The 12,095-nt window shown below is 63.2% G+C and carries 13 protein-coding genes; 6 read left to right on the forward strand and 7 right to left on the reverse strand.

Features of this window, described 5'->3' with window-relative positions; translation table 11 throughout:
* The first annotated feature begins 60 nt into the window (after positions 1 to 60).
* On the forward strand, positions 61 to 762 hold the full coding sequence (locus D6201_RS12535; protein WP_120049407.1) for a pirin family protein: 702 nt from the start codon (positions 61 to 63) through the stop codon (positions 760 to 762).
* Between the two features lie 34 nt (positions 763 to 796).
* Here the strand turns inward: D6201_RS12535 and D6201_RS12540 are convergent, their stop codons facing one another.
* Genes D6201_RS12540 through D6201_RS12555 form a run of 4 tightly spaced genes read right to left on the reverse strand, consistent with a single transcriptional unit; the run spans position 797 to position 5,521 of the window.
* Entirely contained in the window at positions 797 to 1,990 is a 1,194-nt protein-coding gene (locus tag D6201_RS12540) for an ABC transporter permease (RefSeq protein ID WP_120049408.1), read from the reverse strand.
* Positions 1,991 to 1,998: 8 nt separating this feature from the next.
* Positions 1,999 to 2,766 (reverse strand): ABC transporter ATP-binding protein, encoded by a 768-nt coding sequence (locus tag D6201_RS12545; RefSeq protein WP_120049079.1) that lies wholly within the window; start codon positions 2,764 to 2,766, stop codon positions 1,999 to 2,001.
* A 14-nt stretch (positions 2,767 to 2,780) separates the two neighbouring features.
* Entirely contained in the window at positions 2,781 to 4,076 is a 1,296-nt protein-coding gene (locus D6201_RS12550; protein WP_120049080.1) for an efflux RND transporter periplasmic adaptor subunit, read from the reverse strand.
* A complete protein-coding gene (locus D6201_RS12555; RefSeq protein ID WP_242447548.1) occupies positions 4,073 to 5,521 on the reverse strand; it encodes an efflux transporter outer membrane subunit in 1,449 nt (482 codons plus the stop codon). Before D6201_RS12555 ends, D6201_RS12550 begins: the two co-directional genes overlap by 4 nt.
* A 495-nt stretch (positions 5,522 to 6,016) precedes the next feature.
* Here D6201_RS12555 and D6201_RS12560 point away from each other — a divergent pair, with 495 nt between their 5' ends.
* The 3 genes from D6201_RS12560 to D6201_RS12575 all read left to right on the forward strand — a co-directional run bounded on the left by D6201_RS12560 (position 6,017) and on the right by D6201_RS12575 (position 7,913).
* Positions 6,017 to 6,904: a TolC family protein gene (locus tag D6201_RS12560; protein WP_120049081.1), complete on the forward strand. Its 888-nt coding sequence runs from the start codon at positions 6,017 to 6,019 to the stop codon at positions 6,902 to 6,904.
* Positions 6,891 to 7,238: a TolC family protein gene (locus tag D6201_RS12565; protein WP_120049082.1), complete on the forward strand. Its 348-nt coding sequence runs from the start codon at positions 6,891 to 6,893 to the stop codon at positions 7,236 to 7,238. Before D6201_RS12560 ends, D6201_RS12565 begins: the two co-directional genes overlap by 14 nt.
* 345 nt (positions 7,239 to 7,583) lie before the next feature.
* Positions 7,584 to 7,913 (forward strand): hypothetical protein, encoded by a 330-nt coding sequence (locus tag D6201_RS12575; RefSeq protein WP_120049084.1) that lies wholly within the window; start codon positions 7,584 to 7,586, stop codon positions 7,911 to 7,913.
* A gap of 296 nt (positions 7,914 to 8,209) precedes the next feature.
* Here D6201_RS12575 and D6201_RS12585 read toward each other — a convergent pair whose 3' ends face one another.
* On the reverse strand, positions 8,210 to 9,070 hold the full coding sequence (locus D6201_RS12585; RefSeq protein WP_242447549.1) for a heme-dependent oxidative N-demethylase family protein: 861 nt from the start codon (positions 9,068 to 9,070) through the stop codon (positions 8,210 to 8,212).
* 2 nt (positions 9,071 to 9,072) lie between these two features.
* Positions 9,073 to 9,942 (reverse strand): alpha/beta hydrolase, encoded by an 870-nt coding sequence (locus D6201_RS12590; RefSeq protein ID WP_193725703.1) that lies wholly within the window; start codon positions 9,940 to 9,942, stop codon positions 9,073 to 9,075.
* A 66-nt stretch (positions 9,943 to 10,008) separates the two neighbouring features.
* Between D6201_RS12590 and D6201_RS12595 the strand changes: the two genes are divergently transcribed.
* On the forward strand, positions 10,009 to 10,446 hold the full coding sequence (locus D6201_RS12595; RefSeq protein WP_120049086.1) for a hypothetical protein: 438 nt from the start codon (positions 10,009 to 10,011) through the stop codon (positions 10,444 to 10,446).
* A gap of 48 nt (positions 10,447 to 10,494) precedes the next feature.
* Complete coding sequence (locus tag D6201_RS12600) at positions 10,495 to 11,622, forward strand: CaiB/BaiF CoA transferase family protein (protein ID WP_120049087.1); 1,128 nt, start codon at positions 10,495 to 10,497, stop codon at positions 11,620 to 11,622.
* Positions 11,623 to 11,729: 107 nt separating this feature from the next.
* On the opposite strand, the gene D6201_RS12605 is transcribed toward D6201_RS12600, so the two are convergent.
* The coding region (locus D6201_RS12605; RefSeq protein WP_242447550.1) for an OmpA family protein at positions 11,730 to 12,095 on the reverse strand (366 nt) is incomplete at its 5' end.

Raw genomic sequence — 12,095 nt, forward strand, 5'->3', positions numbered from 1 at the left:
ACGGCGGCATTGTGAGGGCGCGGGACGCTCACCATCTCCATGCCCAAAGGAGATATGCGCATGATTGACGTTCGTTCGTTCGATAGTCTTGGTGGTGCCGATCACGGCTGGCTGAAGGCAAAGCATCACTTCTCTTTTGCCAGCTATCACGATCCGGCGCGCATGCATTGGGGCAATATCCGCGTCTGGAACGACGACAAGATCGCCGCGCAGACCGGCTTCCCGCCGCATCCGCACGACAATATGGAAATCGTCACTTACGTTCGGAAGGGAGCGATCACCCACAAGGACAGCCTCGGAAACGAAGGCCGTACCGAAGCGGGCGACGTCCAGGTGATGAGCGCTGGCACCGGTATTCGTCACGCCGAATACAATCAGGAAGATGAGGAAACTACGCTTTTTCAGATCTGGATCCTGCCCGATCGCGAAAAGCTGAATCAGCCGCCGAGCTGGGGCGCGAAGCCATTTCCGAAGAGCGACCGCGCCGGAAGCTGGGCGGTGCTGGCGAGTGGGCGGGACGGCGATTCCGATGCGCTCAGGATAAACGCGGATGCCCGCGTCGTCGGCGCGACGATCAAGGCGGGCGAGAGCCTCGACTACGAATTGGGCGGTCGCAATGCGTATCTCGTGCCTGCGATTGGCAGCGTGGAGGTCAATGGCGAATTCGCCAATGCACGCGACGGCGTGGCAGTGGCGGAACTGGACAGCATCACGATCGAGGCGCTGGAAGACAGCGAGATCGTGCTGGTGGAAACAGCCTGACGACAGTTGGAGCGGCGCGCCACTGCGCGCCGCTCTATTCGTGCCGCAGAGCGTCGATCGGGTCGAGCTTGCTGGCGCGATGCGCGGGATAATATCCGAAGACCAGCCCGAGAATTGCGCAAAAGGCGAACGCGAAGATATTCAAGCCAGGATTGAATATGAACGGCAGTTCGATCATTCCGGCGAACAGGACGGAAAGTCCCAGCGCCAACAATATTCCGATCAGTCCGCCGAAACAGCATAGAACCACGGCCTCGGTGAGGAATTGCAGCCTGACTTCTCTTGCCAAAGCACCGATCGCAAGCCGGATACCGATTTCGCGGGTCCGCTCCGTCACGCTGACAAGCATAATATTCATGATCCCGATACCGCCGACGAGCAGGCTGATGGCAGCGATAACGGAAACGACCGCGGTCATGGTGCCGGTGATCTGGCCGATTGTGTCGCTGATTTCAGCGGTGTCGACGAGGTTGAAATTATTTTCCTCGCCTTCCTGGACAACACGTCGCTCACGCAGCAGCGCAACGAGTTGATCTTGCAGCATCGCGCTGTTGTAGCTCGCATCGTATTTGACCACGAAATACTGGACGTCATTGCTGCCGGTAAAGCGACGCTGCACTGTCTTGAGTGGCATGAAGACGACATCGTTGGCATCACCGCCGCCAGAGCTGGAGCGCTCTTCCGTCGTGCCGATCACCCGGCATGAAACATTGCCGATACGCATTTCTTCACCGATGATCTGGTCAGCGACGAAAATTTTCTCCGCGACGGTCGGTCCCACGATGCAGACGCTCTCACCGCGCGCTTCCTCTTCGTCGTTGAATTCGCGCCCTTCAGTGAGCTCGATATTCTGTGCGCTGAAAAAGTCTCGATCTGCGCCCTGAACACTTGTCTGCCAATCCTGCCCGTTGTGGAACGCCACGGCCGGTTGAGTAACGCTTCCGGCTGCCATTTCTATGCCGGCAATCTGGTTTTCTACCGCGCGAATGTCCGCCTCCTTGAAGGGGGGAGGAGGTGTGTTCGGATCTGCGCGGCTCGGAAAGACGATGAATACGTCCGATCCCAGCCCTGAAATATCTTCCTGCACATCCGCCGTCAGCCCTTGGCCGAGCGTCACCATCGTGATGACTGCCGCAACGCCGATGATGATGCCGAGCGTCGTCAGGAAGCTGCGTAGCAAGTGCCGCCGGATCTCGCGGAAGGCGAGCAGCAGGGTTGCGCCGAACATGCGGAGCATCAGGTCGTCTCCTCTATCGGCGCGCCGGATTTGTGGCCACGATCGACGCGTTCCACCAAGCCGTCTCTGAAATGGACGATGGTGCGGGCATATTCGGCCATTTCCTCCTCATGCGTCACCATCAGGACGGTGATACCGGTGCTGCTGAGGTTGGAAAGCAGTTCCATGATTTCCAGAGAACGCTCCGTGTCGAGATTGCCGGTCGGTTCGTCGGCCAGCAAAACGTCGGGGTCAGTCACCAATGCGCGGGCGATGGCGACGCGCTGCTGCTGGCCACCAGACAATTCCGCGGGCGTATGCGTCGCCCAAGGTAGAAGGCCGACCTTGTCGAGCGAGCGTTCCGCCGCTTCCTTTCGCGCTTTCTTCGTTTCGCCGCGATAGAGCAGTGGCAGCTCGACATTCTCCAACGCTGTCGTGCGGGCGAGCAGGTTGAATCCCTGGAACACGAAGCCGAGATAACGGCGGCGCAGAAGCGAGCGTTGATCGCGGCTCAGCGCCTGCACCTCCACGCCGCGGAAGCGAAAGACGCCGCTGGTTGGAACGTCGAGGCAACCGAGAATGTTCATCGTGGTCGACTTGCCCGAACCCGATGGGCCCATGATCGCGACGAAATCGCCGCGATCGATATCGAGGTCGACGCCCTTCAACGCCTGAAACGCTGCTGCGCCCTGGCCGAACGTCTTCGTAATGCCGCGCAACTCGATCAGCGAATTGCCCGCCGTCGCACCTGTGCCAAGAGCTTCGCTGGAAATGGGCTGCGTAATCATCCGGCCACCCTACGTCACTGCCCGCCTGCGCGCACGCCGGTTACCACCTGCATGTCGGCCTTCAGTTCATCGGATTGAACGACGGTGAATCGGCCATCGCTCTGTCCGGTCACGACCTCTATGGCATTGAGCGTGCCGTCTTCCGCAACCGTGTAGACTGTCTGGCGGCTGCCGACCCCGATCGTGGCCTCGTCATTACGTTCGAGGCCGAAATCTGGATCGCCGAAAATGCCGCCGCTTTCGTCTTCCTCATCGGGATCGAAGCGCAGAGCGCCGTTCGGGACAAGCAGCTGATTGCCCGTGCTCTGCGTTGCAATGGTCGCAGTCGCCGTCATTCCGGGGCGCAGCAGACCATCGCTGTTGGTGACGAGCAGCCGCGCTTCGTAGCTGACCACTTGCTGACCGCCCTGTTGCTGTGCCTGCTGGGCGATATTGTTCGATGCGAGATCGACGCGCTCTACCGTCGCGGGGAAGCGGCGGCCGGGATAGGCGTCGACCGTGAAGGTCGCATCCTGCCCCACTTCGACCTGGCCGACATCGGCTTCGTCCAGCGATACGCGAAGCTGCATCGTATTCAGGCTTTCCGCGAGGACGAACAGTGTGGGCGTATTGAAGCTGGCGGCAACGGTCTGGCCCGGCTCGACCTGGCGGGCGAGCACGACGCCCGAAACCGGCGAGCGCACTGCCGCCCGCTGCGACTGGGTCTGCGCCGTGGAAAGCTGTGCCTGCACGGCAGAGACATTGGCGAGAGCGGCCGCAACGCTGGCGCGGCCGCGGTTCACCGCAGCTTCCGCCTGGTCGATTTCGGCCTGGCTCGGCACCCGGCCATCGGAAAGGCGCTGCACTTCCAGAAGGCGTGCCAGCTGCGCCTGATCGCCATCGAGCGTGGCCTGAGCCTGCGCGACCTGTGCGCGGGCAGCGTTCAGATTGGCGCGGCTCTGGTTGATCTGGTCTTGAATGACATCGGTATTGATGACCGCAAGGAGCTGGCCGCGCGCGACCTGATCGTTGACGTCCACCAGCACCCGGTCGATCCGGCCCGACACCTCTGAACCCACCTCAACCTGATTGGTCGGGCGCAGGCTGCCTGTTGCCGTAACCGTCAAATCGAGCGAGCGGCTTTCCACGTCCGCGGTGATGTAGTCGGGCGGTGGCGCTTCGCCGGTGCACTGCGTGATGCCTATGACAGCAAGGATCAGCAGCAGGCCGAGCGCCCACCAGCGCTTGCGCTTGTACCACTTTTTCGGTTTGCCCGTATCGAGATAGCTTTCGATATCGCCATCGTTCGCGGTGGTTTCGGTCGTACTCATTCGGCGGTCCTGTCGATCTGACGCTCGGCGACGAGCGGCAAGGGGAAGTCGTAGTCGGCGGCGCTCCAGCCTCCGCCAAGCGCCTGCGTCAGGCGGACGAAGGCAGCGGCGCGATCGGCTTCTGCGCCAACGAGCGAATTGCGCGCCGAGAGCAATTGGTTTTCGGCCGTCAGCAGCGTGCGAAAGTCCGTCAGACCGGCCTGGTACTGGCTGCGGGCCAGCAGCGCGCTGGTCTCTGCGGCATCGACCCCCTCTTCATTTATGTCCACGCGCTGATCGGCCGTGCGCTGCGACACGGCTGCGCTTTCGACATCCTCCAGCGCGCCGAGGATTTCCTGCTCCCATTGCGCCAGCGCGGCGCGCGCTCCCGCTTCCGCACTGTCCACCTGGGCTGCGGTGCGCCCGCCATCGAACAGCAGCTGGCTCACCCCGGCAAAGACGTTGCCGGTGATGATGTCGAACAGGTCGCCGAGACTGGCACCGCCTGTGCCGATAGAGCCGGAGAGGCGCACCAGCGGAAGGAGCTGCGCACGGGCCACGCCGATGCGGGCGCTGCTGGCGAGTAGATTTGCCTGTGCCGCGCGAACGTCCGGGCGGCGCTGAAGCACTTCGCCGGGCGCTTCGAACCCGGCAAGCATAGGCGGTTGCGGTACGGGTTCGGGTTCTGTGGCCAGGATCGCATCATAAGCGCGCCCCGGCGGTTCTCCGATCAGCGTGGAGATGGCGTTGGCAGTGCTGGCAAGGCTCGCTTCCAGCAGCGGGATCGTCGCCGCCGTTTGCGCGCGCTGCGCTCTTGCCTGTTCTACATCGAGGCTGGAGACGAGCCCCGCCTGGTTTCGCCAGCGGGCAATCTGCAGATTGTCGTCCTGAAAGGCGAGCGTACCGCGCGCGATTTCGAGCTGCTGTGCAGTAGCGCGCGCATCGATCGTGGCGATGGCGACCTGACCGACGATGAGACGCTGCAAGTCTGCCAGCGAATAGCCCGATGCGGCGAGATCGGCACGCGCCGCCGCCACGCTGCCGGAAATACGTCCGAAGAGGTCGACTTCCCAATCGGCATCCGCGCCGAGTGAGACTTGCACGCCGTCGCGCGCGCCGTCGCCGACATCGCGGTTCAATCCGCCCGTCGCACCGACGCGCGGAAGATATCCGGCGCGTGCCTGGACAAGCGACGCGCGGGCCTGATCCAGCCGGGCGGCACTAACGGCAAGGTCGCGATTGGCGACGATCGCCTGTTCAACGAACTGTGTCAGCAGCGGATCGCCGAGCAGCGTCCAGTACTGGGTAAGGTCGGTGGAAACCGGCGCGGGGTCGCTCAAGGCCCAATCGGAAGGGACCGCGACTTGCGGCTGCGGCGTTTCGACTTGCGGCGTGGCGCAGGCGCCGAGCATGGCGACCAGCGGCAGCGCCCACAGCCCGCGCGTCAGCTGCCTTCGATGAAGCATTGAAACCAACCCCCTTGCGTCCCGTCTGCGGCTTCTAGCGCGTAGAGCCGCCCATTTCCAATTAAGAGATCGCCACGCGCATTGTCACCGCTTTTCCTGTGCATTTGCGCAACAAAATAACCCATTTCGAAGGTAAAGAGCTTGCCGCGCACGTTCCGAAACAGCCAGAGGGCAATCGAGGAACGCCGCACGCGGCTCTACCAACCGTGTTACCGGTATAGCACAGCCGCCGAGCGACATGTCGGTTTCGCAAAAGAGGATTGCTTTTCGTGCCGTTCTTGGCGCCAAAGCGCTGATCTTTACAACGTGTCTTTACAGGCATTTCCGGGGGGTTATGCCGAACGGGCTGAAACTTGCCCCATTCGCCTTCCGGGCGGTGTGACATCCCCCCTCATCGGTCGGGACCAATGCGCGCTTTTGCGAAGTTTTTCGTGACAGCTGTTGCAGTAGCAGCCCTGATCCTCCGCATTTGCGCAGGATCAGGCGCCCGCGCCTGTGTATGGACCACTGGTCGACGCTGCATCGCCGATCGCATTGCCCGCGCCCATCGCCATTCCCGATCCGCTCGACCGTGCCGCCGTGCTGGCAGCGGCGACGCATCCGCTGGTGGACGCGGCGGAGGCGGAAGCAGAGGCGCTTGGCGCGGAATTGCGAGCTGCGCGCTGGGGCCGTTATCCCAGCGCATCGGTAGAGGCGCTGGCGGCAACCGAGGGATCGTCCTTCGCCGACGAGGATGGCATCGCGCTCAACGCCGTGCTCAAACAGCCGCTATGGGCCGGTTGGCGCATCACGAATGAGATCGACCGCGCCCGTGCATCGCTGATGGTCGGGCTGAACCGGGTGGACGAGGCGGAGCGCGATATCGTGCTGCGCGTCACATCGGCCTATCACGACTACGTGCTGTCGGCGGAGCGGGCCGATGCGCTCGAAACCAGCCTTGCCGAACATAACGAATTGCTCGGCGCGATCGGCAGGCGAGTGGAGCGTGAGGTGTCGCCGCTGGCCGATCTGACTCTGGGGCGCTCGCGCACGGCGCAGGTCGAGCTCGATCTCGCCAGCGCGGCCGAGGCGCGCGATTCCGCCCTTATCCGATTGCTCGCGCTGACGGGCGGCGGTGCGGTCAATCCCGAAATGCCGCCGCGCGGCGTCTCCGACAGTTTGCCGCTTGAAGAAATCGCATTGTCCGAAGCGCCCCCAGCCTACAGGCGCGACGAACCTGATCGCCGTTTCGGAAGTGCGGCGCGATCTTGCGCGTTCCAGCCTCTGGCTGCAGATCCTGCTCCAGCTTTCGCAGAACGAGATCACCGGCGCGCGCGCCGCGCTTGTCGTGCGCTCGCAATTCGGTCCGAGGCTGTCGCAGCTCAGGACGATGGATGCCGGTGACGCGCGGATCAAGCGGGCGCTGGCCGACTTTGCCGAGACCGAACGCGTTCTGCGCGAACAGCTGCGGCGCGATTACGTGCTCGTGCGCGCAGCGGAGCGAAGGATAGAGGCGGGCATACTTGCCGCGGACGCTGTCGAGGCCATCATCGCCAGTTACCAGCGGCAGTTCATCGCCGGGCGGCGCAGCTGGCTCGACGTCATGAATGCTGTGCGCGAGGCCGCCAATGCGCGCCTGTCGGAAAGCGATGCGCGTGTGGGCGCAGCTGCTGCAACGGCGCGCATTCTCGCGCTATCCTGCCGCTGGCAACCCGATGGGATGGAGGTCACGCCATGAGCGGTGGCAGCGCACAACGCGCGGTTGTAGACTTCGCGCGGGCGACGGGCAAGCCGCTATCGCCGCAGTGGAATGCGGAATTGCGCGAGGTTGAGCTCGCCGAAGGCATCGACGCCTTACCCGGCGTCATTGCGGTGCTCGGCTGGGAGCCGGCGCGCCGTATCGACGGGCGGCCCCGGCCCGATCAATTCCCGCTCATGGTCTCTAACGAGACCGTCGGATGCGCCGTAGTTCAGCAATGGGACGGCGACGATGTGATGGCTCTTGTTGGGGAGCGCGCGAGCCTGCCCTATGATGAGCGTCAACGCTTCTTCACCATGCCATTGCCCGATCCATTGGCGGCCGATGGCGGCGTTGCAGGCTATCGACGATCAGCTCGGGCAGAAAAGCATCATGGTGATGGTGACGCACAAGCCGCAATTGCTGACCCGCTTTTCACGCATCATCGTGATGGCGAACGGTCGCATCGTGAAGGACGGCAGCGCGCGACGTGCTGCAGGAACTGGCGCCGCGCAAGATCGGCGACAAGCCCGATGGCAAGCGCGAGGCGCCCTCCGGAACGATCACCTCCGCCGTACCGACCAAAAAGAAGAAGGTGTCCTGATGGTGCGGCTCAAGACATCGCACCGGATCATCCTCTCGATTGCCGTGACGCTGGTGGGCTTTATCGCCTAGGCGCAATGGGCCGAGCTCGACCAGGTGACGCGGGCGCCTGGCCGCGTCGTGCCGTTCGCGCGCGTCCAGATCGTGCAGAGCGAAGAAGGCGGGGCTATTTCCCGGATCAATGTGCGCGAGGGCGACCTCGTGCAGGCGGGGGACCTGCTGGTGGAGCTCGACACCGTGCAACTCGTCGCTGGTGTGTCCGAAGCGCGCGCGTGTCGCCGCGCTCGAAAGCCGGATGGCGCGCATCGATGCCGAGCTGTTCGACAAGGCGTTGAGCTTCCCTGCCTCCCTCAGCGACTTTCCCGAATTCACCGCCAATCAGCGCCAGCTATACAATCGCCGCCGGGCCGCGCTGCGCCAGTCCTTGCAGGAACGCTGAGACCGCGCGCGCTCGCCCAAGCGAATAGCTGCGGCGTGAAAGAGGCGGCGCCGCGTCGTTCCACTTCGGCGGGCGGAATGGTGGCGAGTGCCTGCGCCAGCCACTCGACGGCGCGCTGCGAGAGTGTTTGCAAGGGCGTCACGTAGACACCGATCGTGAAAAGGATCGCGCCGGTTTCCGGCAGCCGCCGCAATGTCTGCCTTTCGCAGCGGACGAACAGCATATCGCCTGCATTCCGAGCCGACACATGCGAGAATGCCACGCGATTGCTCTCACGCTGGATCCAGCGCAGATCGGCAGTCGGGCTGACGAACCAATTGCAGCGTCCGAAAATCGGGCCGGGCTTGAGCTGCGCCATGAAGTGATCGACGCCGCTCGCCAGCTGCTTGGCATAACCACCGATCGGCGCGTGCAAGGCGGTGAGCGGAAGCCCGATCTTTTCCGCCGGGCACCAATCGGTCGGGAAGGCGACGGCAGCCCCGATCAGGCGGTAGATGCCGGTGGCGCGGTCAGGAGCAAGCAGGCACATATCCTCCCAGGCCGACCGCGCTGCGACCTCCAACCCACCCTCGGCATCCAGCATTCCTGCAAGTTCCTCGCCTGCTGGTATCGCAGCGGGCGTGATTTGCACGCTGTCGTCATGCGCATCGAAAGCCGCCACGCGCACGTCCAGATCGGGGCGCGGGTCCAGCCAGTCAGCTTCGCTCAACTTATACAGCCCCATTTTCAGCGCTCCACCACCACGCGCACGCGGGAGCAGTTCCTCGACACTGAAGCCGAGCGCTGCCAAGGCTAGTTCGCCTCCGTCACTCGCCGGGCAAAATCCGCGACATCGCGCAGCACGGGCGCACGTCCGCGCAGCGGCCGGGACAAAGCGATGATTATGTCAATATGATCGACGTCGGGATATGCGCGAGCCTCGGCCTCGACACCTTGCTCTGTCAGGCGAGCCGCCAGCGCTTCACCATTGCGCGGCATGACGGTGGTGTCTTCGGTGCCCGTCAGGAACAGCGCGGGAGGTGCGCCGGCATCGGCAAAGGTGACCGGCTGCGTATCAGCCGCATCCGGCCATTGGCCGAACGCGGCAATGCTCGCATCGGAATCGAAGGGCGCGAAATCGTATGGGCCGGCAAGGCCTACCATGCCCGCGATCGCTTCCCGATCTTCGCCGAGCCATCGCGGATCATTGGCGAGCATCGCAGCGATATACGCACCGGCGGAATGCCCGCCGAGAACGATGGCGTCGCCATTGCCGCCGTAATCACCGATAGTCGCCTGTACCCAGCGCACCGCAGCGGCGCCGTCCTCAACGAAAGCGGGGAAGCGCACCTCAGGAACGAGCCGGTAATCTGGCACGACCACGACGAAGCCATGTGCCGCCAGCGCGCGGCCGACGAATTCATAACCTTGGCGCGATCCGCTGTTCCAGCTTCCACCGTAGAACCAGACGATCACCGGCAATTGGTCTGCACTTGGCTGCGTCGGGGCATAAATATCGAGTTTTCGACGCGGTCCCTCCGCATAGGGAATGCCTTCCGCGATGCGAGTGCTGTCGCCATCCTTCGGAACGAGCGTGTCGAACGTATGCAGCGGGCTGACCGCGTATGAGACGCCGATTGCCAGCAGCAGCACGACAGGAAGCGCGAGGAGATACTTCATCATCGCCTGCCTAACGCTTGCTTCGCTACACACAATGCTCGATATGTCCGATGATACAGGGAGGACGGGATGATCGCAGCAACCGGCTTCATGCTCTGTGCGCTGATCGCCATGCTCGCCGCTGGGGACACGCCGATAGGGCGCCTTTTCCATGAGGAATGCGTCGAGCGACCCGTGGCCGCTCTCGCGCGATTCCGTACGCATCACATCCTTTATGCGATCATCCTCATTCCGGTGATGTTGAGCGGCGGCGAATTCGTCGCTCTGCTCGGGCCGGAATTCTTTGCGGCATATGCGCTCGAGCTTGCCATCTATATCGACGCGGTGATCGTGACCGCGCTGGCTTCGGCTTGCACGCAGGTGCGAGCGGCCGCTCAAAAGATTTCGCCGCCAGTTACCCGAGTTTTGGGTCGCGCGCGGCGAAAGCGTGCTCGGCTGGCACCGCAGCAAGAACGCCGGCCTGCCAATGACGACGAGCGAGACGGATCGGTGGCAATTGCAGCGTGACGCGATTGCCTCTGGCTGATCACCGGGGGAGGCATTAAGCCGCGCGGCATGAGTGATACCGAAAAATCAGCGCCGCTTGCCGGCATCAAGGTCGTCGAACTGGCGCGTATTCTGGCAGGGCCATGGGCGGGGCAGACGCTCGCCGATTTGGGAGCGGACGTCGTGAAGGTCGAAGGTCCGGACGGCGATGACACGCGAAATTGGGGCCCGCCCTTCGTCGAGCGCGACGATGGCAGCAAGGATGCCGCCTATTTCCATGCCACCAATCGCGGCAAGTCGAGCATCCGCGCCGATTTCAGCGATCCGGCGGACGTAAAGCGCGTGCGTGCGCTGATCGCCGAAGCGGACGTCGTGATAGAAAACTTCAAGCAAGGGAGTCTGAAGCGGTTCGGTTTGGACTACGAAGCCGTTTCGCGAGACAATCCGAGGCTAGTCTATTGCTCCATCACCGGCTTCGGCCAGGATGGGCCCTATGCCAAGCGTGCGGGCTATGACTTCATCATCCAGGGGATGAGCGGGATCATGGACCTCACCGGGGAGCCGGACGGGCCTCCTCAAAAGATCGGTGTAGCCTACGCCGACATCCTGACTGGCCTTTACGCCGTGATCGGCATCCAGGCCGCGCTGCGGCAGCGCGAAATGACGGGTCGCGGCCAATTGGTCGACATGGCGCTGTTCGACGTGATGGTGGGTACGCTTGCGAATCAGGCGATGAACGCTTTGGTCGGCGGCAAGAATCCGAAGCGAATGGGTAACGCGCATCCCAATATAGCGCCTTACGAAGCATTTCGCGCAAAAGACGGCTGGCTGATCGTCGCGGTCGGCAATGAGCGGCAATTCGTGCGTTTCAGCGAGGTGATCGATTTGCCGGCGCGCGAGGAGTGGGCGAGCAATGCCCGGCGAGTGAAAAATCGGGAAAGCCTGTCGGCTTCGGTAGCCCGGCGGATCGCCGAGTGGGGTCGTGAGGAACTTCTCGCCCGGTTGGAGGGCGCCAACGTCCCGGCAGGACCGATCAACTCCGTCAAGCAGGCGCTTGCCGATCCGCAGATTGCGGCGCGCGAAATGGTTGTCGATCTGTCGGACGGATTGCAGGGCCTGCGCACGCCGATCCGTTTTTCCAATGCCGAGCTGACATTGGGCCGCCCATCGCCCATGAAGCCAACAGCCGAGGACTAACCGACCGGTTAAGCTCGAGCAGAGTCCCTTCCATTTGTGATGGCAAAGAAAAAGGGCCGGGAGATCGCTCTCCCGGCCCTTTTTTCTGTGTCAGCCTTGCGGCGTGATTACATGCCCGAACCCGGACCGTACATCACTTCCACACGGCGGTTCTGCAGCTCGCGGACACCGTCGGCGGTCGGTACGCGGAGGTCCGATTCACCGAAGGCTTCGCTCGAGATGCGCGTGCCCGGGACACCGCGGCTGGTCATGTAAGCGCGAACGGAGTCGTTACGACGCTCTGCCAAGCCCATATTGTAGTCGCGCGGACCCGACGTGTCGGTGTGACCGGCGAGCATGACGCGGGCAGTGCCGCAATCACGATAGGCGGTGACGGCGCTATTCAGCACGGTCGCGGCCTCGGGCGTGATGTCGCTCTGATCCCAATCGAAGAACACGATGTAGGGGCCCGTGTTGCACTCAGCCTGCGGCGG

Origin of the sequence: Aurantiacibacter aquimixticola, assembly GCF_003605475.1 — a bacterium.
GTDB lineage: Bacteria > Pseudomonadota > Alphaproteobacteria > Sphingomonadales > Sphingomonadaceae > Alteraurantiacibacter > Alteraurantiacibacter aquimixticola_B.

What these genes read in the sequence shown, in the direction of transcription:
- D6201_RS12535 (WP_120049407.1), top strand. Translation starts at nt 61, where the DNA reads ATGATTGACGTTCGTTCGTTCGATAGTCTTGGTGGTGCCGATCACGGC.
- D6201_RS12540 (WP_120049408.1), bottom strand. Translation starts at nt 1,990, where the DNA reads ATGTTCGGCGCAACCCTGCTGCTCGCCTTCCGCGAGATCCGGCGGCAC.
- D6201_RS12545 (WP_120049079.1), bottom strand. Translation starts at nt 2,766, where the DNA reads ATGATTACGCAGCCCATTTCCAGCGAAGCTCTTGGCACAGGTGCGACG.
- D6201_RS12550 (WP_120049080.1), bottom strand. Translation starts at nt 4,076, where the DNA reads ATGAGTACGACCGAAACCACCGCGAACGATGGCGATATCGAAAGCTAT.
- D6201_RS12555 (WP_242447548.1), bottom strand. Translation starts at nt 5,521, where the DNA reads ATGCTTCATCGAAGGCAGCTGACGCGCGGGCTGTGGGCGCTGCCGCTG.
- D6201_RS12565 (WP_120049082.1), top strand. Translation starts at nt 6,891, where the DNA reads ATGGATGCCGGTGACGCGCGGATCAAGCGGGCGCTGGCCGACTTTGCC.
- D6201_RS12575 (WP_120049084.1), top strand. Translation starts at nt 7,584, where the DNA reads ATGGCGGCGTTGCAGGCTATCGACGATCAGCTCGGGCAGAAAAGCATC.
- D6201_RS12590 (WP_193725703.1), bottom strand. Translation starts at nt 9,942, where the DNA reads ATGATGAAGTATCTCCTCGCGCTTCCTGTCGTGCTGCTGCTGGCAATC.
- D6201_RS12595 (WP_120049086.1), top strand. Translation starts at nt 10,009, where the DNA reads ATGATCGCAGCAACCGGCTTCATGCTCTGTGCGCTGATCGCCATGCTC.
- D6201_RS12600 (WP_120049087.1), top strand. Translation starts at nt 10,495, where the DNA reads ATGAGTGATACCGAAAAATCAGCGCCGCTTGCCGGCATCAAGGTCGTC.